This window comes from Methanobrevibacter sp. (assembly GCF_045112895.1).
Taxonomy (GTDB): Archaea; Methanobacteriota; Methanobacteria; order Methanobacteriales; family Methanobacteriaceae; genus Methanocatella.
The window spans coordinates 1-22,347 of record NZ_JBGUIH010000040.1 but is presented as its reverse complement, the minus strand read 5'-3'; the positions used below and the strand labels follow the sequence as shown (position 1 = coordinate 22,347).

The window sequence follows — 22,347 nt, the reverse complement described above, 5'->3', positions numbered from 1 at the left end:
GAAGATTATCTGTCTTTAAGCATGTCTTCTTTTTCATCTACAGTTAATTTTTCAACGATTTCTTCAGGAGTACCAATATCAAGGAGTTTTCCTCCTCTCATTAAAGCAGCCCTATCACAAACATCCAATACAAAGTCCATATCGTGAGAAACAATAATGAATGTTTGTTCTAATTCAGTACGTGCTTTTAATATAGAATCAGTTACAATAACACGAGTGACAGGATCCATAGTACCTGTTGGTTCATCTAAAAGAATGATATTAGGCTCCTTAATTAAAACTTGTGCCAAAGCAACCCTATGTTTTTCTCCCACACTTAATTGGTCAGGATACTTATCAAGAATCGCTGCTGCAACATCATCAGTAAAACCCACGGTGGTCAATGCATGAATAGCTTTAATTTTACCAAATTCAGCAGGCAAATTTAAACTGATAGCATCAGTCAAGTTACCGAGAATTGTTCTGTGAGGATATAATGAATATTCCTGATGCAATAAACCGATATAAGGCATGATACGTCCACGGTTGAGAGGACCTACTTTGGTCATGTCAATCCATTCATCACCAAGCTTGATTTGAATATCACCACTACTTGGCTCAGTCAAACCTATCAACATTCTAGTGGTGGTGGTCTTACCAGAACCGCTTAAACCTACAATACCAAAGATTTCTTCCTTATTAATGGTTAAGCTTACGCCGTCAACAGCTTTAACTACACCACGTTCAATAGAATAGTAATGTTTTTTGACATCTTCGAGAACAACTTCAGGTTCACCGAATTCCGGAATTTCAGGTTTTTTAGGAACAGGCACAGTTGCCATAAATTCTTCTACAACTTTATGAGGATCTCCTTCCTCCTTAATCTTACCTTCTTCCAACCAAATTACGTTGTCAGCAAGTTCAATCATGACTTCAGGCCAATGTGAAGTAATTAACATGGTGATTCCTTCATCTTTAACACCTTCTTTTAAGGTATTGTGAAGTTTTACTGCAGTTTGTGGGTCTAAAGTACCAGTTGGTTCATCCGCTAAAAACATCATTGGACTTTTAGCCAATTGTCTTGCAAGCACAACTCTTTGCTTTTCCCCACCACTTAAATCACGGGCAATATGAGTTACCCTGTGATTCATTTGAACCATTTCTAATAATTCTAAAGCTTCGTAAATGCCTTCTTCATATCCTTTATCTTCAGGCATTGCCCTCATAATATTTTCAATTACGGTCTCTTCATCATATAATGCGAAGTTACGTTGCAACATGATGGAGATTCTTCTTTTAATACTTGCGAACAACTTCCTTTCAGCGTTGAAGAAATCAACTTCCTTAGCTTCTAAAGTTGCACCGCAACTACATTTTTCACCAGCATGAGATGGAGAATCAACTGCTAAACAATCTGGACAAACAGCCACATTCATAATAATCTGACCAGCATCAGGTTTATAATCTAATGTACCCCTCAGCATGTTAATTAAAACAGATTTTCCACTTCCACTACGTCCCAATATACCTAAAGTCTCCCCTTCACTAATCTTCAAATTAATATCTTTAAGAACATCAACACCATCAAAAGTTTTTGTAATATTCTTAAGTGTTATAAAATCCATGAAATCACCTTATTAAAATAATCTTTATTTTCGACTATTAATATAAGTTTCTAATAACAATTGTTTTAAAAATTTTAAAAATTAGCAATATTAAAATCTAAATTTCCTGAAATTACTGAACGAGCTATTGAAAATCCATCTACACCAGTATTAATCATTTTTATAAGATTTTCTTCAGAGTTTACAGAATTGTTTCCGATGACTTTAATATTAGTATTGTCGCAGATTTCAGTTAAAAGTTCCCAATCCGCTTCAAAAACGCCTTTTTTCATGGCATCAATATGCAAATAGTCAGCACCCGCATTTTCTATGATATCTGCAACATTTGAAGTATCAACACCTTCAACATTTGCCCTGATTTTCACTGATACTTCACAGTCCACATTATCGGCAACTTGAGATATGAAGTCTCCCAAATCTCTGCGAGTTAACATTTCTTGCCCACAACCAACCGCTAAAATTTCTTCCTGACGGCAATGACAATTAATTTCAACAATATCCAAATCCTTAATCTTTCCAATATCAATAATTGGCTGCGGAGTTGTTGCACGTACATTTGCTGAAACTTTTACATCATTATGGGCTTTTTTAATTGAAGCAACTTCACTTTCAATATGTCTAAAAATAGTATCTGAAGGAAAAACGAACTCTTTCCTTCCTCTTTCGATAATCTTTTCACTTGCTTCAATTGTGGGGTTATCCAAACTGTATCCTCCTAAAGTAGCTACATTAAAACCATAAGGAATAACCTTATTTAGAAAATCAGCGTTAGTTATTCCCGCCATAGGCGCAACTACTTTAAGCATGATATTCCTCAATATTCTTTTTCAATGACCCAAGTCCACATTTCATTATTGTGAGCGCGAATTTCTTCAAGCCCTATGTCAGCCATATATGCTGCATCTTCAGCATTTTTACCTCTGCCAATACCGGCTTTGAGTTTAATGCCGATCTCCTCATCGATTTCAACCATTATATCTTCAATTTCCTGTTCAGATAATCCGTTGCATGGAGACATGAAATTATCTCCACCAATGAAGAACAATAGTGATCCTTTCTTAATAAGTTTAGTCATTAAATAATGTTGAGCTTTATTGACCATAAAACTAGTGTCAAAAGCGGATTCGATGTCAGTTAAGGTTTCTGTAACGCTATTAATATCAATGTGTGCTGCTTGAACAAAACTATCTTCTTCACTAACTAAACTATCAATAGCCAATATTTCTTTTCTTTCCCCTGATTGAGCGCTTCCAGCTTTTTGAAGTGCAATTGTAGCTAATTTTTGAGCTTCATGAGGAGTTTCAGCCGCACCTACACCCATACTTATAGTGATTGGGTATCTATTTCTAATAGATCTTTGAATCCTTAAATGATCTTCTTCATCAAGACCATTTGAGATTGCAAGTAAGTTATCGAATCTAGTAAAGAAGACTAAACCTTTTTTATTTCCAAAATGATTATTTAAATCAGCGAATAAACTTGCTTGAAGCATTTGTAAATCAGATTCAGTTCTCGGCCTTGGAGTAACTGTCCAAGGGCCATAATTGTCAATTTGTATTAAAGTCATTTGTATCATTGAATAACCGCCTATTTCATATTAAGGAATACTATCAATAATAATTTCAGCCAAATTTTTTTTAGCATATAAATTATTCATAATTGTATTTGTAACTATTACCTTATTAATTATTTGGTTTACCAAAACTTTTTTATCTTCATCTTTATTATCAATTACCATTACATCTAAAAAATCTTCATATAATGATGCGACACCCACTGATGAAACATCAATGCCCAAAGCTTTCATGAATTTACTGGCAGGCCCTGAAACAGAATCGGAACCTATAATCGGAGACACTGCAATGACATAAGTATCCTTTAAAGCTTCACGAACACCCTCCAGTGATAATATTGGTGAAATTGAAGTAATAGGATTTGATGGACCTATAATCACGGCTTCAGAATTTTTAATGATATCAATAATCCCTTCGCTTGGAGAAACCTTGGAGAATTTAACATCCAAAACTTCAGGACTGGATTGATGCTTGATTAAAAAATCATGAAACTCCAATTCCCCAATATCAGTGATAATCTTGATATCCGAATTTTCTTCACTCATCGGGATGATTTTGGATTCGATGCCCATATTTCGAGCTTGAATTTCAACAGCTTTTAAAAGGCCATGCTTTTCCATTAATTGTGTCTTTTGAATTTTTGTAGCACGATCTATATCCCCTATTCTGAGCAATTCAGGACATCCTATCTCTTCAAGTCTCTCATGAGTGATGAAAGTGTCATCTTTAACACCATACCATAATTCATCGTTAATCATGTCAGACATCGTATACAAAACAGTATCAATATCCGCAGAGACATAAACGCCTGAAAAATAATCATTTTCCAAGGTATTAACAATAATTGTTAAATCTTCAGGATTGATAATTTCCTTCAGCCCTTGCAATAATTTTGGGGTGCCAGTTCCACCAGATAAAACAGTAATCATAAAAACCACTTATTTTCTAAATACGTCAAATTCCTTTGGCATGATAACAGATTTAATATTTGAATCGGCATTTCTTAATTTATCAAAACTATCAAATCCGCGTATAATGACTACTGGAAGGCCTTCATCAGCCTGACCCATTATGAGAGATGCTGCTGCGGCCAATTCATCGCAAGTTGCAATCTCAGTAGTTTCTAACTCACGACCATATAAATCTTTTTCACCGACTCTTCTCCAAATCGGTGTGATTCCAGAACATCCAATCGCAGTACCGATTGCTCCAAATCTAAAAGCTCTTCCTTGAGTATCAGTGATAATTACTGCTATTTCTTCTCCAAATTCCTGCTCTAAAAATTCGCGAATTTCAAAAGCAGACTTATCGGCATTTATTGGCATTGGAGTAGCTAACCCATCACCAACATTAGATTCATCAATGCCTGCATTAGCACAAACAAAACCATGAATTGTTTCGGTTATGATAAAATTAGGGCCTATCTCAACAATTTCATTTGATTGTTGAATGATAGCTTCAACCAATTTAGGGTCTTTTTTACATTGTTTTGATAATTCAATAGCTTGCTCGGATGGAACTAATTCATCCAATTTTATGAAATTTTCTTCAGCTTTTGAAATTAAAGTTTCGGCAATCAATATAATATCCCCATGATTTAATCCGCAACCTTGCTTTTCAATTGCCTCTTTAATAATCTTTGAAATATCGCTACTGCCATCTACAATAGGAATATTCTCTAAACCAAATAATTCAATACTCATAATAATCAACTAAATAATTAAAAAAAAGAAAAATTATGGATTATAGACATCAATAGTCCATTCTCCATCAAAAACAGCAGCACAAGATGTGACTGGTTTTTCATAATTCGCAAAAGTACCTTCATCAAAAATATATTTTGCAGCCCCTTCAGAAGTTTTAGCTTCAAAATCAACTTTGTCAGGTACTTGACTACCATATGTTGAAATAAATGCTGCTTCACCATATGGAACTTTTTCAACTAATATCTTGTTGTCATTAACAATTCCAATATAACACTCATATTCATCTTCTTTATCGGTTGATGTAACAGCAGCAGCAATTCTTGGAGTATTATAATCATCTTTTTCATAATCCATAGTAACCAATGAATATGCCATTGCATCCCTAATATTCATTCCTACACCAATCTTATCTGCTATAACATCTGTTTGAGAACCATTAGAAACAACAATTTTATCATCTACAATTTTAATAGAATTGTAAGAAATATAAGCGTTTTTATAGATATCCTTTTCAAAACCTTCTATCGGAACAACAGCTGCGCGGCCATCATATTTCAAACATTTCCTATTTGGAAATGACCTGCTTGATACCCTGTATGCAACAAAAGGTTTACCATCACTATTCATACCTGCTGATAAAATTCTTCCTGTATACATTTTCATCCCTCGATTTTTAAACTTCCGGACGTTGAACAGCCATGTCAACTGAAATTCCTGGAGGAGTAGTGATGACAATTTCTCCAGGTTTAATTATAACCTGACCCTCATCAATTACTCTTGCTTGAACTCCAACTGCACTGCCCGCTATTGCATCCGAGCGATCTTGACCATTAACTGTAACCTTATGCAAATTGGCTACAGGCATAATGTAATATTCTGCATCACCGGAAACATCAGTGACATTAGGTTTTCCACTCGCATCTTCTACAACATCAGCATCATCCGTTTGAACATCAGTAGCTGAAAAGTTACTTGTAACAACTAAAAATATCATTATTGTGAATAGAATATCAATGAAAGGAACCAAGTTAATGCTCGGTTTGCTATCCGAAATCTTCTTTTTATGTTTTCCAACATCAATTGCCATCTAATCACCTATTGTTTTAGTTTGCTTTCAGTAATTTCAGCATTAACGTTACATTTTTCCAATATAATATTGGAAATACTTTTATCTAACATACTTGGTTTAAAGGAAACCTTGATATTGGCATAAGGATCAGAAATCAACCTTGTGTTAACAACACCCTCTGCTTCTTGCAAAGCTTCAAGAGCGCATTCAACATTTGAGTCAACTCTAACCTTGACTACGGCATAACCCCAGTTTGTCATTTTTGTTGCAAGTTCAATTTTATCCATTTCCGCTTCAATAAGTCCTTGGATATATGTGTGAAGCGGCATCAATACAATTGCTACGAACATGCCTAAAATAGTTGTGGTTAAAGCAGTGTAAATACCTTCCGCCATTGCAGCAGAATCTGGATGAACACCTAATGCTTTAAAAGTCATCCAAATACCAATTACAGTACCAATTAAACCTAAAAATGGAGCCAATTCTATAATAGTTTTAATAGTATTTAACCCATTGGTCATTTTTCCAACTTCAACAATGAAAATTTGCTCCATACTTTCTTCAACTTCGGTTTTGTTTTTATAACCAATCTTCAAAGTTTCAGAAATAATTCTAGAAATAGGATTTTTAAAGCCATTAATCTGTTTTAATGCTTCAACAGCACCTCCTCTTTCCATAGATGCTGTAACAACACCAAAAATTTCAGTAGTGTCTACTTTACTAATTTTTCTAAGATATGCTATCTTTCTTAATGCAATAATGAGACCATAAATACCAACAAAGAGAATTATATAAGTAATAATTCCTCCCTGAGTGAATATGTCCACCACTCCATCAATAAAAGGCATAATATACTCAATAATCATATTCATCCTCTATATAATATTGAAAAATTGTTTATAAGAATAATTTATTCATTCCTATACTTAAATATTATTTAAAAAAAAGAGGAGTATTACTTCATTTTAGCTACTGTGGCCCAAGATTTTCTGACAAAATCCGGCATTTCGTCATAAGTATAATTTTTTAAGAATTTTTTTGTAGTCGGGTCTGAAGGATAACCTGAACCGATTCCCCCGGATTTAATATACTGCTTATTAATCTCTTTGATATAATCATCTCTTTCAGCTTTTGCAATAATAGAAGCTGCACTGACTTCGATATATTTATCATCCGCTTTATGTTCCGCCTTTACATCAATTCCAGTATCATTGCATAAGTTTTCTTGAAAACGTTCAGCCTTTACATCAACAGCATCGACAATTGCCTTTTCAGGTTTTAATTTTAAGATAATGCTTTCCATAGCATTCTTTTCTATTTCATTAAGGTTTACTCCACTGGCTCTTAAATCATCAATTTCACGAGCAGAAATCACTACAATCTCATATTCGAACATCTTTTTCAATTTTCTAGATAATATTGTGCGCCTATTTGGAGTGAGCCTTTTAGAATCTTTAACGCCCATTCTTTCAAGAATTTTATCCATTTTTTCAGGAACAACAACCCCTGCAATAACCATCGGTCCCAAAACAGAGCCTCTGCCCGCTTCATCAATTCCTAAAATATCCATAAAAATCAGCAAAAAAAGTAAAAAAAAGAAATAAATAGAAGACTATTTATTTCATAGCTCTAAGACGAACTTCAGGTTCTAAAGCAAGAGGTTCGGCCGCAACAATAGCAGTACCTTTTGCCACAACAGTCATCGGATCATCGGAAATTTCAACAGGAATAGAAATCTCATCGAAAATCCTTTCTTTCACTCCGCGAAGTCTTGAACTACCACCAACAACGACAGAATTATTGTAAACACCCATCATCAATTCTGGAGATAATCTTTCCAAGATTAAGTTTAATCCACCGATAATTTGTTGCATAAATGGCTCAACTGCATCAGCAACAAGCATTGAATCAATTATAACTTTTTTAGGCCTATTTGTTTCTAGAGATTTACCAATGACTTCAACACTTAAGTTTTCGATTTGTTCTGAACAATGAACCATACCAACTTCAATCTTTGCTGATTCAGCATCATGAATTCCAATAGCTACATCATATCTTTCTGCAACGAGTTCAACAATTTTGTTATCGACATCATCTCCACCACATCTAACAGTTTCAATGTCATTAATGCCACCAAGAGAAATTATCACAATATCAGTAGAACCTGCACCGATATCTATAACCATAGTTCCATTTGGTTCAGCAATCGGCAATCCTGCACCAATGGCTGCTGCAAGTCCTTCACTAATAACTAAAATATTTTGTGCACCTGCTTTTCTGCCTATTTCTTCAGCCGCATTTTTTTCCACTTCGGAAGCATCTCCAGGAATACCAATGACAATTCTTCCGACGCTTTCCCCTTCATTAATGCCTATTTGCATTGCTTTGATCAATAATGCTTGAGCCTGTACAACATTTTCAATGACACCTTTTTTTAATGGCCTTACGGCAAGAATATCTTCAGGTGTTCTTCCAAGCATTCTTTTAGCTTCTTCACCAACGGCTAAAACTTCTGAAGGATCATCTTTCTTAACTGCTACAACAGATGGAATTTGGTATAAATCAAATTTATCACCTGAAGGTTTTGCAATAACTGTGTTTAATGTTCCTAAATCAATACCTAAACTGTTACTAATAACCTTAGTGTCATTAGTTTCTGGTTCTTCCTCTTCTTTTCCAAAAATGTTCATGATTAATCCTCCGTTACAATATCTTTAAAATCTATAACGAAAATTCTGTTAGATGTAGCTATACTTTGAACTTTTCCAATATCTTCGTCTTTATCCACAGAAATTAAAATTGTTGATAAAACAACTTCATTTGCATTGTAAAATGGTTTTAACGCAGATTTGACAAAATTCGGTAGTTTGACTTCACTATTAAAATCAATATCAATGAACCCAGTAGTCTGTGATTCCTGCAGAATTGCAAAAGGTATCCTTGATTTTTCAACAATGGACACGGTATCCTTTATTGTATCATCAGGTGCAACAAATACCATCAGATTTGGTTCATCCTCTAAGTATTTGTGAGAAATTCTCACATAGGCTGCGCCTCCTTGATTAGCAAGAGTTTTAAACTCATCAATGATAATGGCATTGCCGTAAAGCATGATGAAATCAAATTTTTTATCTAATTTGCCATCATTTAATATAACATGCTCCCGAAACAAAATTTTAACACTGTGGTGAGATGCAATAGCTTTATAAGCCATATCATCAATTATATCAGTGTTTCCTGCAATAACACACCAACTTTTTTCGATTTTATAACTACTATCTGATGTAAATTTTGCAGCCTGTCTGAGAACACGTATATTATCTTCAATCATCTAACTACTCGCATTAATATTAATCTAAATTCATTTTACAGAAATAAATAACCTCTTTATTAAAAAATATTAAATTTAATTAAATAAGAATTAAATTCAAGATTTAAGAACAAAGAATTTAATGGCTATCTATTAAAGTCTAACAATTAATATTTATTAAAAATGTTATTATATATATTTTATCTTTTATGGTTATTTTTCAAAAGAATATGATAAAAAATATTATAAAGGAATAATAAAGCAAAACAATAATCTAAAACAAAAACATAATTAATAATATAAGTCAATGAACAAAAGATAATATAATTAATTAGATTAAATAAAAATAACACTTATAAACTATTAAATAGAAATATAAATAAAAATAAAACGAAAACAAAGATAAATTTAATAAGAAATAAAATAAAAAGTATTACTGGAGTTTGAACATGAAAATTGAAAGTACAAATATGAAAAGTTTTCTAGCAATATCAGATGTCATATCATTACTTAATATGGCATCAGGATTTTTGGCGATAATATTCTCCATTAATCAAGAATTGAATATCGCCGCGATCCTTATGATTGTTGCAATCATGTTTGACTCAGCAGATGGTTGGGTAGCACGAAAAACAAATAGGCAAGACGAATTAGGTTTTGGGAAAAATATTGATTCACTATCCGATATTGTTTCATTTGGAGTTGCACCGGCAATATTCATCTATAGTTGCATTAACACCACCCCAGGCATTTTTCAAATAATAGTAGTACTAGTTAGCTTATTAATAGTTGTTTGTGGAGTTTTAAGATTAACTAGATATAATGTAATTGCAGGCAAAATCGATACACAGGATTTCATTGGCTTTCCAATTCCAGGAATATCTTTAATTATGGCTTCATTTTACCTTAGCGGATTTTTCAATCCATATGTCGCATTGATTTTGGCCACAATAGTTTCACTGATTATGATAAGTAATATCAGATATCCGAAATTTGATAATATACCTTTAATTGCGATTTCTTGCATATTAATACTCATATTAATCCTTCAGATCAATATTAGCATATATTCCATCAATATTCCGGCTACATTATTACTATTATTCTGCTTATACTACCTAATAATTAATTTAATTAAAAAATGAGCATTACTACTCCTATTAATTAAATTAACCATCGCAGCATTAACTATTAGGAGTATGAAAATGAATAAAAAACGAGACCCTCTATTTCCAAAAGGTTTTGAAGAAGCGAAGGAATTGAAAAATCAAATCCCTCAGGATTATCCAAAACCAAGTAAGAAAGATGATGAACTAACACCACTAAAAAAATTAAACCATAAAATTGGAGTTTACTTAAGCCCGGATTCGGTAGAAATAACTGATGATGAAAAAAAGAAAAGGATAGGGTTGATAATTACAACTTTAATATTGGCAACATTAATCATTTCAGCCTATTATTTTGTAATTTATGAACCCTACCAGGAGGATTTGACGCTTGCAAAAACAACAAAGCTTAATGAACTTCATGACCTGTATAGTGGAGCATTAACAACCTCGCCTAATGCATTCTTACTAGAAGATAAAATAAATGCCGCAAACAGCCCCGAGGAAATTGATCAAATCAATATTTTGACACCTGCAACCAAAGACTGGAAATCATTTCACAAAAAATCGATTATTTCAAACCAGGACAAATATAACCGGACAATGGCAATCTATTCAAATGAAAGCAAAAATGTAATCCTGCTATCATCACAGGCCCTGCAGATTGTAAATGAGAATACCGCCGAAGTACTCTCAAAAATCAAATTTGAAAACCCGAATACCGTTTCAGTACCCATTTTGGTCTCTAGATTGCAGGCCGGAGCAGGATTGATAAATGTAGGCAGTGTTGTCGACATCTATACAAATAACAATTATACCAACGAAAGTTATGTCCCAAATCATACGACCCCCAATATAAGCGGCTGTACTGTTTTAGCCATAATGAGATATGAAAACAACGGAGAAATTGATTCAGAATACTCTAAGTCCAATATGTTAGTTAAGGGAAACACAACAAATCCCAAAGAAAACACAAAAACGTTTTCATCCGATGTATTGGAACTTATTAAAGGTTCCATGCTTGATGGCTATGACGAGCAGGAAACGTTTGAAATGCTTAAAAACTATGGGGTTAAATTATCAAATTATGAAAGGCAAATAAATTTAGGTGATTTGGATGCACAATATATGCTTCTAATTGAAACGCCACAAGATAAAGTTGATTATGTGATAAATAATATGGACAATATCATATTAACAATTCCAACATCAAAAGCACCAAACTGGATGATAAATGAAATAAGTTCCAACAGCCAATATTAAGAAAAGTATTATATTAGATTTAACAAAAGTGATACTATGAATAAACCAAGCATTTCAACAATCATAGTTATTATCTGCATACTAATAATCGGCTTATATGCAATGGGTGAAGTCAACTATTTCTCTTCAAAGATAGTTGTGGAGAAAAACATTGAAGCGCCGGCTATTGTAATACCGAATATCGGTGTTAATGAAAAAATCAATAATGTATCTTTAAATCAGGGCGTTTTAAGTGACCCTGGAGAAAATATTCCAACAAAAGATCCGATTGTGCTTTTCGGACATAGAACACTGCAAGGTTCACCATTCTTAAGGTTGAATGAGCTTTCAATTGGGGACCCATTATTATTAGAATGGCCCGGAATTGGAGAGTTGAATTATACCGTTGTAAACTCAACCATTGTTCCGGCAACAGCATATGTGGAATTCACTGGCAATAATTCACTATATTTAATAACATGCGATCCGATAGGATCAACAGCAAATAGACTAATCATAGAAGGTGAATTAAAAAGTCAGGATGCAATAAATAACGAAATTATTAAAGATAACCCTCAAGAATCAAATGCTTACATAATATCTGGAATATTTTTAATACTCGGATTAATATTTAGCTATTTCTACCCTAAGGAAAACAGAATCTATATTCTGGCTACCGTATTAATCATATCTGCCGTACTATTCTACTGCTGCATAAATCCTATTCCGTCAGAACTAATTTATGAAAAAATAATATTTTTAAATGGAGGAATGTAATTGGATGTTGATAAGGAATACTTTTCAAATATAAGCACCAGAGAAAGAGCAATTTTTGAAGGTGCAATAAGTATGGGGGCGCTATTCCATCAGTTTGTAGGAACTCCAATAAATAAGGATACTAAAAAAAGCCTAGAAAATGCTATGGAAGAATCTTTAAAACTGCAACCAGCTATCGAAGACGTTAAAGTTAAAATCAGATTTGACAAGCTTGAAGAGTCAATGACCGAATTTGACTATACTTCACTTACTGGCGATATGCTGGATGTCAAAATATTTACAAAAGTAGACAATGTTACAGCAGTAATTAGAATTGAATTCATTGAAGAACTCAATTACCCTCTAATGTATGTTGAAAATATTGAAGAAGATTAAAAGTTAAAATATTTCTTTTAAATCTTCTAATAATTCTTTTATGTGGCTTAACTTTATATGATTCATTAAGACCACTCTAATGGCTACAGGACATTTAGCAACAGAAATTTTCCAACCTAATTTTTCTAATTTTTCGGCCAGGACATTTGTTTCCATATCAGGATGATTAAAAGCAACGATGTTTAATTCGGGTTCACAGACAACTTCATAACCCAATTCATCCAAGCCTTCTTTAAAAAATTTAGTAGTCTCCATTAATTCTTCTGCTAGTTTAGAGTAGCCCTCTTTACCAAAATATTTCATGATTGCATAAGTTGCAGCTGAAGATGCTCCTAAACGAGTACCTACAATTGTAGATTGGGTTTTAACTGTTAAATATGGGGAATCGACAGCCATGACTTGGAGATATTCTTCTTCTCTAAATATGATTCCTCCTGCAGGAATTGGAGCCAATCCCATTTTATGAGGATCAACCGTAATAGAACAAACACCCTCTAATGAAAAATCAAAAACAGGCAAGTCAAATCCGATTCTCCTTAAAAAAGGAATGATGAATCCTCCAAATGCGGCATCGACATGGAAATAGATATTGTTCTCCAATGCAACTTTCGAAAGCTCTTCAATCGGATCAATCAAACCTAACTCAGTAGTTCCGGCTATTGCAACAATAGCTACTGTGTTATCAGAAATCAATGATTTAACAGATTCGACATCAATTTTATAATTATCATCAAGATCTGCTTCGACGATTTTTAAATTTAGCATGTCAGCGGCTTTTTTAAATGAAAAATGAGCTGAAGCAGGAATAATGATTTCACCATCAGTTATGCCTTTATATTTTCTAGCATGATTCCTAGCGGCCCTTATGGCCATTAAATTCGCTTCTGTTCCTCCGGTTACAATATTACCATAAGGATTTTCAATAGATAATAATTCTCCGATAGATTCAATGACCTTCCTTTCAATCAAGTTTGTACCTTTAAACAGCCCAGGGTCCCCTAAATTAGTATCTAAAAATTTAAAATAAACTTCTTTAGCGAATGGATGCGCTTCAGTACACATTGAACCTAAAATTCTACCATCAGCATAATCATAATCCAATTTATGCATTTCAGACAATTCTTCTAAAATGATTTCTTTATCTATTGGTTTCTCGTCCATAAAATAACCTAATTCGTATAATTTAATAAAATAAAAATAAAAAAAAGAAATAAAAAATTATTATAAACGTCTGCGAGCAGCGTCAAGAATAATTTTTTGTTCAGCTCTAGCAACAGTTTTTCTAACATCTGCTATAGCATCAGTATTTGAAGATACACTTGTAATTCCAAATTCAACAAGTTTTTCAACAATGTGTGGAACACTTCCTGCTTGACCACAAATACTGCATTTTACACCTGCTTCTGCACATTTTCTGATTGTTCTTTCAATCAATTTCATTACTGCAGGGTGTTCTTCAGTATAGTGTTTTGCTACAAACTCATTGTTTCTGTCAACTGCAAGGGTGTATTGAGTTAAGTCATTGGTTCCTAAACTTACAAAGTCTATTCCAACATCAATATACTCATCAATCATTATTGCAGCTGCCGGAATTTCAACCATCATACCAAATTCCACATCTTTGTGAGGTTCGAAACCGATTTCAGAACAAAGCTCTTTAGCTTTTTTAAGTTCTTCAGGGCTCTGTGATAATGGAATCATAATGCCTATGTTTGTGTATCCTTGTTCGTGCAATTTTTTAATAGCTTTAAATTCACATTGAAGGATTTCAGGTTGATCAAGTTCTCTTCTAATTCCTCTCCAACCAAGCATTGGGTTGTGTTCTCTAGGCTCGTTTTCTCCACCTTCCAAAGTAATAAACTCGTCAGTAGGAGCGTCTAAAGTTCTGTACCATACCGGTTTTGGATAGAATGCGTCTGCCACAATTTGAACATTTTCCGCAATGGTGTTAATCAATTCGTCTTCTCTGCCATCCATGATGAATTTATATGGGTGAACGCCAGCAGTCAACATTAAATGCTCAGTTCTTAAAAGACCGACACCATCTGCACCTGTTGCTGCAGCTTTTTCTGCTGCTTCAGGCATGCTCACATTAGCTTTTACTTCAGTTACTGTAATGATTGGAGCTGCAGCACCTGCAACAACTTGAGGAGCCGCTTCTTCTTTAGTTTCGGTGATTCCTTCAAATACTAATCCTTTCTTACCATCTAAAGTTACACCTGTATTTTCTTTTAAAGTTGTAGTAGCATCACCGGTACCAACAACACAAGGAATTCCAAGTTCACGAGAGATAATTGATGCATGGCAAGTTACTCCACCTTCATCTGTGACAATACCGCTTGCTCTCCTCATAGCAGGCACCATGTCAGGAGTGGTCATAGTGGTAACCATGATGTCCCCATCTTTAATCTTATCCAATTCATCAATATCTAAAACAATTTTGACTTTTCCGGATGCCATTCCAGGACTTGCTCCAAGTCCTCTTACAAGAACTTCACCAAGTTGTGAAGAAGCATCGCCATCATCTGCTACAGCATCGCCTAAAGTAGTAATAGGTCTTGCTTGTAATAAGAATAATTCGCCATTTTCAAAAGCCCATTCAGTGTCCATCGGTTCACCGTAATGCTTTTGAATTCTTTTACCCATTTCAGTTAATTCAATGAGCTCTTCATCAGACAATACTCTTTCTTTTCTCTTTTCTTCTGGAACATCGACTCTGACACTTGTTCCATTTTCATCGTTAGTGTACATTACTTTTTTATCACTGATAGTGACATTTAAAATTTCATTGTTAGCTTTATCAACTTGATAATTATCAGGAGTTACATCTCCAGACACTACTGATTCACCAAGTCCCCAGGATCCTTCGATTAAAGCAATTTCTTCACCAGTGGATGGGTGTGCAGTAAACATTACCCCTGCCTTATCAGCGTTTGCCATTTTTTGAACAACAACAGCAATATATACTTTAGAATGTTCAAAGTTATTTTCTTCCCTGTAGAAAATAGCCCTTGCTTCAAATAAAGAAGCCCAACATCTTCTGATATATTCAATCACTTCATCATCACCAGCAACGTGCAAGAATGTATCCTGTTGACCGGCAAATGAAGCTTCAGGCAAGTCTTCTGCAGTAGCTGAAGAACGGATAGCTACATCAGTATCATCTTCCCCAACTCTTTGACAAAGTTGATTATAAGCTTCACGAATCATTATAATCATGTCTTCTGGAATGGAAGATTCCTTAATCATATTTTTAATCTCTTCAGCAGCAGCTTGAAGAGCTTTAGTATCATTAATGTCAATTTCATCAAGAATACTCATGACCTTATCATTAATTCCAGCCTCTTCCATGAATTTTTCGTAAGCTTGTGCAGTTACTACAAAACCTGGCGGTACTGGAATGCCTGCTTGAGTTAATTCCCCCAAATTAGCACCTTTCCCACCTGCAATTCCGATATCGGATTTACTTAAATCCTCAAATTTTATAACATACATGAAATATAACCTCTTGGCTTGAAATATTAATACATTGACAATATCCTAATAAACAAAACATAGTCAATATTATATTTTAATATAAATTTCAAAGTTTAAATATTTAATTATAAAAATAGAATGTTAATAAAAAAAATAGAAAATATAAAAAAAAGAGTAAAGGAAAATTAATTAAAAAATCTATTTAATTAATTCTGCACCTTTGTCAACAACTATTTTGCATGGAACCGGCATTTTCATGCCTGCTCTTTTTAATGCGACTTTAGCTTGTTCAAAGTGTCTTTCTTGACAATCAATTGTAATGATTCTTTGATCTTTTTTAACAACAGCTTCGACACTGATAGGCTTACCGAAAGCATTTCTCATACCGCTTTGTACCCTGTCCGCACCTGCGCCGGTTGCCATTGGGTTTTCTCTTACAATTTGGTGAGGATATACTCTTAATTTTAAGTGGTAACCCATTCTACCTGCAGCCCTTTGCATTAATCTGTTAGAAGCAATCCTTGCAGCTTCTAAAGAATTGTGTCTAATTTGAGTTGGTTTTTTAACAGCTAAACTTACAGATACTGGAAATTCATCTCTTAAGTTACCCATATCATATTGTACGATTCTTGAATTTGGGTTTTTTCTAATATACTCTTTTCTTGTATAAGCACGAACCATTTATAATTCCTCCGAAATAAACATAACATTAATTCATGTTTTAATTAAAAATAGCTATAATATAATTAAGTTTCCACAATAGCTATATAAAAATTATATATCTTCATAGATAGAATACTTAAATATATTAATTAAGTTATTAATAAATGTTACCATAAATCAGAAAAAAATTTTCAAAAAAAATAATAAAAAGAATAAGGGACAGCATGAAAATAAAAGGCAAAATCTGTTTGAATTATAAAGATAAGAATTCTGCAAAATTAGTTTATGATTCGCTTGAAATAGACAATGAAAATTATCTAAAATCAAAATTTGAAGAAGATAAAATAATTTATGAAATCAATAGTGATACATTAGGCAGTTTTTTATCAACTGCTGACGATTTAATTGCATCTGAAATAGTTGTAGAAAAAATAATGCATAATGTACAATAATAATAAAAAGTTTTATATAAATAAAAAAAAGATATATTAATTTAATATGTTTAATTAATCATTTAGAGCGTGGAATTTATGGAATGTTATTATCATCCTGATAGGGAAAGTATTAATAAATGTGCAGTATGTGGAAAATCCATTTGTGAAGAATGTGGCATACAGATAGCTGGTAAAATTTATTGTAAAGAATGTTTAGAAAAAATTGTTGGAGTTGGAGTGGCAGAAAGTGCCCCTGTTGCACAGGAACCTGTTGAAGCAGAACCTGTCAGGTTGAATCCTCAAAGACCAACTGAAGATGCAGTTCAACAAAAAGATCAAATAGATTTTGAAACACCATATGCACCTCAAGAAGAGATTGCCCCTGCTCCTGAAATAAAAGGAATAAGTGAAGATTCCCCATACAATATCAGAAGCAACATTGAATATTCCGGCGGTCTTGAGTCTTCCTATTTAGATGATGTGGAAAAAACATACCAAACCCCTCAAGAGGAACAACCACAAATTGCTCAAAATGAAAGTACCATTCCTGAACAGGCTGTAACTAAAACTGAAGATGATTTTATTTATCCGGACCACAGTTATCAGCCAGAGCCAACTAGCGCAAGGCAAGATTTAGAGGACAAATACGAAAAATACCTTGATGACTTATACTTTGATGAAGTTGACATCCCATTAGGAGAACAATTAGCAAAAGACGAAGCCATATACGGTTCTTTAACAAAGAAAGAATATGTTCCTAAACCAAAAGAAGTAGAAGAACCTAAAATCCCTGAAGAGGAACCTGCTCCAAAAGAAAAAGTTTCCAAAAGGAGATTGCTTAGAAGAAAAGAAAAACCAAAAATGGAAGCTCCAGAAGCAGAAGCTCCAAAAGTGGAAGCTATAAAAGAAAAAGCTCCAAAAGCAGAGACTCCTGAAGAAATGGAAGCAAGAATTCGAGCTGAAATCTTAAAAGAACATGGCCTATTAGATGAAAAAGGAGAAGGCAATATCCATAATTTGAATTATCAAGATCAAAAAGAGCCTATGGGCATCATAGATATTCTTTTATCCATAATTCTAATAATAGTGGTTTTAATCGTGTTATATTACTTGGCTTATTTATTCCTATTAAGTTCAAATTACCCAACTTTCTTGGATGCATTATTTGCTCTTAAAAATCCGCAAAATGTTATTAACGCTATTTTAACCCATTAAATAATGAAATATTTTCATTATTTACTTTTTTTATAAATTTTTCTAAACTTTCCTTATTTTTATATCCCAGTATTCTAATGTTTGAAGGATATTTATCAATGTATTCAGAAATAATATTTTTAGGTATCGGATTTTCTAAAATGCTTAGCACCCTTTGGTGAAAATGAGAAGAAAATCCGTGCAGTATTGATTTTTCCAATTGTTCCAAACTATCATAAGGCCCATTGTCCACAATATTTTTTGCTAACTTATCATTGAATAAATTTAAATTTGATAATTCATCAAAGGAGAAATCATTTGCAGTGTTCAAGATAGATTCTTCATCCCTAATTCCATAAATGATGCCATCCCGCTTGATCTCCCTCTTTAAAACTTCAATAGTTTTCGCAGGCATCATATCCAAGACATTTTCAAAATTATCCTTTTGGATGCTTTCACGAATCAGCGTTCCGCTAACTCCTTCGATTCTTTCAACAAAAATAAACTTGCCTGTAAAATCAAAGCCTATTTTGCTTAATGAGTTTGAAAATGAAGTGATTACATAATTGTCCTCTTCAAGCTTATCTTTTAGAAGGATTTCGTTAGTTGTCTTATCGACGATTTTATATGGCTTTGGTGCAACATGATGGCCCATATTAATTCTTTTGAGTATTTCATCAAAGCCTTCAATTGGCTTATAGCCCCGCGGAATGTGACTTGTGTTTAATGCCTTAAACATCTTGCATAGGCATAAGGAATATTGGCCAGATCCCATTATCCCCATTGGAGGACCTTCAACAACAATGTCTGCACCAACAGAAATTGCAATTTCTGCCCTAATTTCCCTAGGCAGTATATATGGAATACCCCTACCACTTCGCTCAAATAGTCCCGGTACAATAGCTACAAATAATGACTCGGGAAACATATGTTTGGCAGTTTTCATGCAATGAAAATGACCATTATGTAAAGGATTATATTCTGTAAAATCGGCAACTAAATTAATGTCCGAGGTGGTGCCAGAATTTTTACATTCACAATCGAAATCATTGAAGAATAATTCCATATCCCTTCTAAGAATATTTGAAACTTGAGACATAAGATTAAATATAATTCTCAAATTAAAAAAAACTTATGATTTAAAAATATTAAAAGATATATATGAAAATATAACGCATGGGAGATTGACAATGGATTTAGTAATAAAAAATTGTAGGTTAGTTGACAAACCTGGTGAATACGACATTAAAGTTGTAGACGGTAAAATTTGCGATATTTCAAAAACACCGATTAAAGCCGATGAGGCAATCGATGTAAAAAGCAACTATTTGATGCCTGGTTTTATTGACCCTCATATACATTTCAGAGATCCTGGATTAACACAAAAAGAGGATTTTAAAACAGGAAGCTTAAGTGCGGCAAATGGAGGCTTTACTACCGTAATCGATATGCCCAATACAATTCCAAAAACAGATACCTACAAAGCACTGAAAGAAAAAATCAGAATAGCCGAAACAAAATCCGTTGTTAATTTTGAACTTCAAGCAGGCCCCAATACTCTTGAAGAAATGGAAAAGATGCTTGCATTGAAGCCAATCTCCTTTAAGGTATTCATGGACTTGGAAACTGACGAAGACTTAGAAAAGATATTCAAAGATTTGTCAACATTGAAAAATACTACTGATTACAACGGGCTTGTAGCAACTCACTGTGAAAAAAAGTCAATTGTTGAATGCGAAACTGAGAAACTAAAACAAAAAGAAGAAAATGAAGCTATTGACTACAGTTATGCAAGACCTGCAAGAAGTGAAGATGAATCTGTAAAGCAAGCTATTGGACTTGCAGAAAAAAATGATTTGAGATTGCATATTTGCCATCTGAGCTCATTGAAATCATTAAGGATGTTGGAAAATGCCAGTAAAACAATGCCGGTTTCCTGGGAATTTACACCACACCATTTATTGCTCGACAATTCTGCATACAATATATACGGCACATTCATAAAAACTAATCCTCCCTTAAGGCCAAAAGAGGAAAGTGTTAACTTAAGTTGTTTAAACGATGATTCGATTATTGGAACTGACCATGCACCACATACATTAGAAGATAAAGCAAAAGGAGTTTGGGATTCATCACCGGGGATACCGAATTTAGAAACAGTCGTGCCATTATTATTGACTGAGGTGAATAAAGGCAATATTGACTTGAAAATTATTCCAAAGATCTTTTCTGAGAATGCTTCCAAAGTTTATGGGCTTGAAAATAAAGGAGAAATTGCTATTGGAAAAGATGCCGATTTTACCGTGATTGACTTAAAAAGAGAAGGAAAGTTCAATATAGATGAATTTAAAACAAAAGCGGAATATTCTCCATTTGATGGTTGGAGCTACATTGGAATGCCTATAATGACAATCGTAAATGGAAAAATAGTAATGGATAAAATATAACTAATTTTTTTAAAAAAAGAAAAAAATAGGGTGTGTGTTATCACACCTATTTATAACATAAAGCGTCTTCAGGACAAGCTTGTATACATTGACCACATAATGTACAGAATCCTGCAATTGGTAATTTAGGATTTTCTGTTTCATGAATCATGTCATATGGACAAGCTTCGATACAGTCACCACATTGATCACATTTAGATGGGTTGAATGCAATTCTGTCTCTTGTGACAGCTTCGCCATCAATAGTAACTTCGTATTGTTCAACTTTTAATGCGTCGTTAGAACACATTGAAGCACATGCTCCACATCTAATACAGCTTACAAAGGATGGTTCACCATCAGTTTCTACTAAAGCAGGACAGGACATACCAGTTTTGGTAACTACACGAATAGCTTCAGTAGGACATTTGTTAGCACATGCACCAATGAAATCACATTTTTCTACATCTCTTCCAATACCTTCTGCATCTACAGGTGCACCTTCACCCCATTCGACATTGATATCTAATGCATCAACAGGACAAAGTTTTGCACATAAACCACATGCAGCACATACGCTTGGAATTGCAACAGTTAAACTAGCACTGTTTGCAGAAATGAAATCACCAGGACAAGCTTCTACACAAGTGTTACATCCAATACATTTAGCTGAATCAAAGGTAAATGAAGTAATTTCTTTTGAACGTTTAACAGGTATTTTTTCAGAAATGAAAATTGCATTCCAAGGACAAGTTTGTGAACATAATCCGCATCTGATACAATCATCATTTACAGTAATTGGGCTTCCTACTTCTTCAAGTGTAATAGCGCTTACAGGACAATCGTCGACACAAGTTCCACAACCGACACAGTCGTCGATGAAAACAGGGCCTTTGCCTTTGAGGTCTAACTCATATTCTGCAGGTTCTTTTACACCTGGAATACCAATTACATCAACTGGGCAAATGTCAACACATTTTTGACACATTACACAGAAACCTTCAACTTCTTTTAATTTTTCACCAGTGACTTTAAGAGTTTCTTGTGGACAGACTTCTTCACATTTACCACAGGAGTCACACAATACAGAGTTGAATACTAATCTGATTTGGGTTACGCCATCAGCAATTTCGTATTCTTCTGCTTTTAATGCTCCTTGAGGACAAACGTCTGCACATTTAGGTTCTTCTCCGCAAGTGTCACAGTGAATGATTGTGTCAGGTTTTACAGCAATAGCTGATGTAGGACAAGTACCTTCACAAGCGCCACATTTAATACAGCCATCTTCGTTAAATACTATCATTTTATAAAAACCCCCTTAAATTTAGAATTTTTTAATGAGGTTTCCTTCACTGTCTACAATATCTACTTCAGCTAATCTCATTTGACT

At 33.8% G+C, this 22,347-nt stretch carries 23 protein-coding genes; 7 read left to right on the top strand and 16 right to left on the bottom strand.

From position 1 onward, the window contains the following. Window positions 1–5: 5 nt before the first annotated feature. From atwA to ACJMLD_RS07180, 11 genes are all read right to left on the bottom strand, one after another. Window positions 6–1,604, bottom strand: a complete 1,599-nt coding sequence (gene atwA, locus ACJMLD_RS07230; protein ID WP_405269895.1) for a methyl coenzyme M reductase system, component A2 — start codon at window positions 1,602–1,604, stop codon at window positions 6–8. Between the two features lie 74 nt (window positions 1,605–1,678). Beyond that, entirely contained in the window at window positions 1,679–2,389 is a 711-nt protein-coding gene (locus ACJMLD_RS07225; protein ID WP_405270053.1) for a tRNA-dihydrouridine synthase, read from the bottom strand. Window positions 2,390–2,418: 29 nt separating this feature from the next. Then, on the bottom strand, window positions 2,419–3,180 hold the full coding sequence (locus ACJMLD_RS07220; RefSeq protein ID WP_405269891.1) for a GTP cyclohydrolase III: 762 nt from the start codon (window positions 3,178–3,180) through the stop codon (window positions 2,419–2,421). 21 nt (window positions 3,181–3,201) lie between these two features. Then, a complete protein-coding gene (cofD, locus tag ACJMLD_RS07215; protein WP_405269888.1) occupies window positions 3,202–4,107 on the bottom strand; it encodes a 2-phospho-L-lactate transferase in 906 nt (301 codons plus the stop codon). Window positions 4,108–4,116: 9 nt separating this feature from the next. Next, window positions 4,117–4,890: a coenzyme F420-0:L-glutamate ligase gene (locus ACJMLD_RS07210; protein ID WP_405269885.1), complete on the bottom strand. Its 774-nt coding sequence runs from the start codon at window positions 4,888–4,890 to the stop codon at window positions 4,117–4,119. A 24-nt stretch (window positions 4,891–4,914) separates the two neighbouring features. After that, window positions 4,915–5,541, bottom strand: a complete 627-nt coding sequence (locus ACJMLD_RS07205) for an IMP cyclohydrolase (protein ID WP_405269882.1) — start codon at window positions 5,539–5,541, stop codon at window positions 4,915–4,917. Window positions 5,542–5,557: 16 nt separating this feature from the next. After that, a complete protein-coding gene (locus tag ACJMLD_RS07200; RefSeq protein WP_405269879.1) occupies window positions 5,558–5,971 on the bottom strand; it encodes an ExbD/TolR family protein in 414 nt (137 codons plus the stop codon). An 8-nt stretch (window positions 5,972–5,979) separates the two neighbouring features. Next, a complete protein-coding gene (locus ACJMLD_RS07195) occupies window positions 5,980–6,819 on the bottom strand; it encodes a MotA/TolQ/ExbB proton channel family protein (RefSeq protein WP_405269876.1) in 840 nt (279 codons plus the stop codon). An 89-nt stretch (window positions 6,820–6,908) separates the two neighbouring features. Further along, window positions 6,909–7,523, bottom strand: coding sequence for a ribonuclease HII (gene rnhB, locus ACJMLD_RS07190; protein WP_405269873.1), 615 nt, complete (start codon window positions 7,521–7,523; stop codon window positions 6,909–6,911). Between the two features lie 46 nt (window positions 7,524–7,569). After that, window positions 7,570–8,643 (bottom strand): rod shape-determining protein, encoded by a 1,074-nt coding sequence (locus ACJMLD_RS07185; RefSeq protein ID WP_405269870.1) that lies wholly within the window; start codon window positions 8,641–8,643, stop codon window positions 7,570–7,572. Between the two features lie 2 nt (window positions 8,644–8,645). Beyond that, window positions 8,646–9,284, bottom strand: coding sequence for a hypothetical protein (locus tag ACJMLD_RS07180; RefSeq protein WP_405269867.1), 639 nt, complete (start codon window positions 9,282–9,284; stop codon window positions 8,646–8,648). 428 nt (window positions 9,285–9,712) lie between these two features. Here ACJMLD_RS07180 and ACJMLD_RS07175 point away from each other — a divergent pair, with 428 nt between their 5' ends. From ACJMLD_RS07175 to ACJMLD_RS07160, 4 genes are read left to right on the top strand one after another with little or no spacing between them, the layout of a single operon-like run. Next, on the top strand, window positions 9,713–10,408 hold the full coding sequence (locus ACJMLD_RS07175; RefSeq protein ID WP_405269865.1) for an archaetidylserine synthase: 696 nt from the start codon (window positions 9,713–9,715) through the stop codon (window positions 10,406–10,408). 60 nt (window positions 10,409–10,468) lie between these two features. Beyond that, window positions 10,469–11,632, top strand: coding sequence for a DUF515 domain-containing protein (locus ACJMLD_RS07170; protein ID WP_405269862.1), 1,164 nt, complete (start codon window positions 10,469–10,471; stop codon window positions 11,630–11,632). A gap of 36 nt (window positions 11,633–11,668) precedes the next feature. After that, on the top strand, window positions 11,669–12,388 hold the full coding sequence (locus ACJMLD_RS07165) for a sortase (RefSeq protein WP_405269859.1): 720 nt from the start codon (window positions 11,669–11,671) through the stop codon (window positions 12,386–12,388). Beyond that, entirely contained in the window at window positions 12,389–12,763 is a 375-nt protein-coding gene (locus ACJMLD_RS07160) for a dihydroneopterin aldolase family protein (protein ID WP_405269856.1), read from the top strand. It abuts the gene before it with no gap. Between the two features lie 3 nt (window positions 12,764–12,766). On the opposite strand, the gene mfnA is transcribed toward ACJMLD_RS07160, so the two are convergent. From mfnA to rplJ, 3 genes are all read right to left on the bottom strand, one after another. Further along, complete coding sequence (gene mfnA / locus ACJMLD_RS07155; protein WP_405269853.1) at window positions 12,767–13,924, bottom strand: tyrosine decarboxylase MfnA; 1,158 nt, start codon at window positions 13,922–13,924, stop codon at window positions 12,767–12,769. Between the two features lie 60 nt (window positions 13,925–13,984). Next, window positions 13,985–16,258 (bottom strand): phosphoenolpyruvate synthase, encoded by a 2,274-nt coding sequence (gene ppsA, locus ACJMLD_RS07150; RefSeq protein ID WP_405269850.1) that lies wholly within the window; start codon window positions 16,256–16,258, stop codon window positions 13,985–13,987. A 180-nt stretch (window positions 16,259–16,438) separates the two neighbouring features. Beyond that, the gene (rplJ, locus tag ACJMLD_RS07145; RefSeq protein WP_405269846.1) at window positions 16,439–16,921 is read right to left on the bottom strand and encodes a 50S ribosomal protein L16; all 483 of its coding nucleotides are present in this window, start codon (window positions 16,919–16,921) and stop codon (window positions 16,439–16,441) included. A 206-nt stretch (window positions 16,922–17,127) separates the two neighbouring features. Here rplJ and ACJMLD_RS07140 point away from each other — a divergent pair, with 206 nt between their 5' ends. Both ACJMLD_RS07140 and ACJMLD_RS07135 read left to right on the top strand, forming a co-directional pair. Beyond that, on the top strand, window positions 17,128–17,355 hold the full coding sequence (locus ACJMLD_RS07140; protein WP_405269843.1) for a KEOPS complex subunit Pcc1: 228 nt from the start codon (window positions 17,128–17,130) through the stop codon (window positions 17,353–17,355). 78 nt (window positions 17,356–17,433) lie between these two features. After that, window positions 17,434–18,552 (top strand): ATPase, encoded by a 1,119-nt coding sequence (locus tag ACJMLD_RS07135; RefSeq protein WP_405269840.1) that lies wholly within the window; start codon window positions 17,434–17,436, stop codon window positions 18,550–18,552. On the opposite strand, the gene ACJMLD_RS07130 is transcribed toward ACJMLD_RS07135, so the two are convergent. Continuing rightward, on the bottom strand, window positions 18,536–19,630 hold the full coding sequence (locus tag ACJMLD_RS07130) for a nucleotidyltransferase family protein (protein WP_405269837.1): 1,095 nt from the start codon (window positions 19,628–19,630) through the stop codon (window positions 18,536–18,538). The two genes, ACJMLD_RS07135 and ACJMLD_RS07130, sit on opposite strands and share 17 nt — an antisense overlap. 91 nt (window positions 19,631–19,721) lie before the next feature. On the opposite strand from ACJMLD_RS07130, the gene ACJMLD_RS07125 reads away from it, so the two are divergent. Beyond that, window positions 19,722–20,978 (top strand): dihydroorotase, encoded by a 1,257-nt coding sequence (locus ACJMLD_RS07125; protein WP_405269834.1) that lies wholly within the window; start codon window positions 19,722–19,724, stop codon window positions 20,976–20,978. 46 nt (window positions 20,979–21,024) lie between these two features. Here ACJMLD_RS07125 and ACJMLD_RS07120 read toward each other — a convergent pair whose 3' ends face one another. Next, on the bottom strand, window positions 21,025–22,260 hold the full coding sequence (locus ACJMLD_RS07120; protein ID WP_405269831.1) for a 4Fe-4S binding protein: 1,236 nt from the start codon (window positions 22,258–22,260) through the stop codon (window positions 21,025–21,027). Window positions 22,261–22,347 lie beyond the last annotated feature (87 nt).

What these genes read in the sequence shown, in the direction of transcription:
- atwA (WP_405269895.1), bottom strand. Translation starts at nt 1,604, where the DNA reads ATGGATTTTATAACACTTAAGAATATTACAAAAACTTTTGATGGTGTT.
- ACJMLD_RS07225 (WP_405270053.1), bottom strand. Translation starts at nt 2,389, where the DNA reads ATGGCGGGAATAACTAACGCTGATTTTCTAAATAAGGTTATTCCTTAT.
- ACJMLD_RS07220 (WP_405269891.1), bottom strand. Translation starts at nt 3,180, where the DNA reads ATGATACAAATGACTTTAATACAAATTGACAATTATGGCCCTTGGACA.
- cofD (WP_405269888.1), bottom strand. Translation starts at nt 4,107, where the DNA reads ATGATTACTGTTTTATCTGGTGGAACTGGCACCCCAAAATTATTGCAA.
- ACJMLD_RS07205 (WP_405269882.1), bottom strand. Translation starts at nt 5,541, where the DNA reads ATGTATACAGGAAGAATTTTATCAGCAGGTATGAATAGTGATGGTAAA.
- ACJMLD_RS07200 (WP_405269879.1), bottom strand. Translation starts at nt 5,971, where the DNA reads ATGGCAATTGATGTTGGAAAACATAAAAAGAAGATTTCGGATAGCAAA.
- ACJMLD_RS07195 (WP_405269876.1), bottom strand. Translation starts at nt 6,819, where the DNA reads ATGATTATTGAGTATATTATGCCTTTTATTGATGGAGTGGTGGACATA.
- rnhB (WP_405269873.1), bottom strand. Translation starts at nt 7,523, where the DNA reads ATGGATATTTTAGGAATTGATGAAGCGGGCAGAGGCTCTGTTTTGGGA.
- ACJMLD_RS07185 (WP_405269870.1), bottom strand. Translation starts at nt 8,643, where the DNA reads ATGAACATTTTTGGAAAAGAAGAGGAAGAACCAGAAACTAATGACACT.
- ACJMLD_RS07180 (WP_405269867.1), bottom strand. Translation starts at nt 9,284, where the DNA reads ATGATTGAAGATAATATACGTGTTCTCAGACAGGCTGCAAAATTTACA.
- ACJMLD_RS07175 (WP_405269865.1), top strand. Translation starts at nt 9,713, where the DNA reads ATGAAAATTGAAAGTACAAATATGAAAAGTTTTCTAGCAATATCAGAT.
- ACJMLD_RS07170 (WP_405269862.1), top strand. Translation starts at nt 10,469, where the DNA reads ATGAATAAAAAACGAGACCCTCTATTTCCAAAAGGTTTTGAAGAAGCG.
- ACJMLD_RS07165 (WP_405269859.1), top strand. Translation starts at nt 11,669, where the DNA reads ATGAATAAACCAAGCATTTCAACAATCATAGTTATTATCTGCATACTA.
- mfnA (WP_405269853.1), bottom strand. Translation starts at nt 13,924, where the DNA reads ATGGACGAGAAACCAATAGATAAAGAAATCATTTTAGAAGAATTGTCT.
- ppsA (WP_405269850.1), bottom strand. Translation starts at nt 16,258, where the DNA reads ATGTATGTTATAAAATTTGAGGATTTAAGTAAATCCGATATCGGAATT.
- rplJ (WP_405269846.1), bottom strand. Translation starts at nt 16,921, where the DNA reads ATGGTTCGTGCTTATACAAGAAAAGAGTATATTAGAAAAAACCCAAAT.
- ACJMLD_RS07140 (WP_405269843.1), top strand. Translation starts at nt 17,128, where the DNA reads ATGAAAATAAAAGGCAAAATCTGTTTGAATTATAAAGATAAGAATTCT.
- ACJMLD_RS07135 (WP_405269840.1), top strand. Translation starts at nt 17,434, where the DNA reads ATGGAATGTTATTATCATCCTGATAGGGAAAGTATTAATAAATGTGCA.
- ACJMLD_RS07130 (WP_405269837.1), bottom strand. Translation starts at nt 19,630, where the DNA reads ATGTCTCAAGTTTCAAATATTCTTAGAAGGGATATGGAATTATTCTTC.
- ACJMLD_RS07125 (WP_405269834.1), top strand. Translation starts at nt 19,722, where the DNA reads ATGGATTTAGTAATAAAAAATTGTAGGTTAGTTGACAAACCTGGTGAA.
- ACJMLD_RS07120 (WP_405269831.1), bottom strand. Translation starts at nt 22,260, where the DNA reads ATGATAGTATTTAACGAAGATGGCTGTATTAAATGTGGCGCTTGTGAA.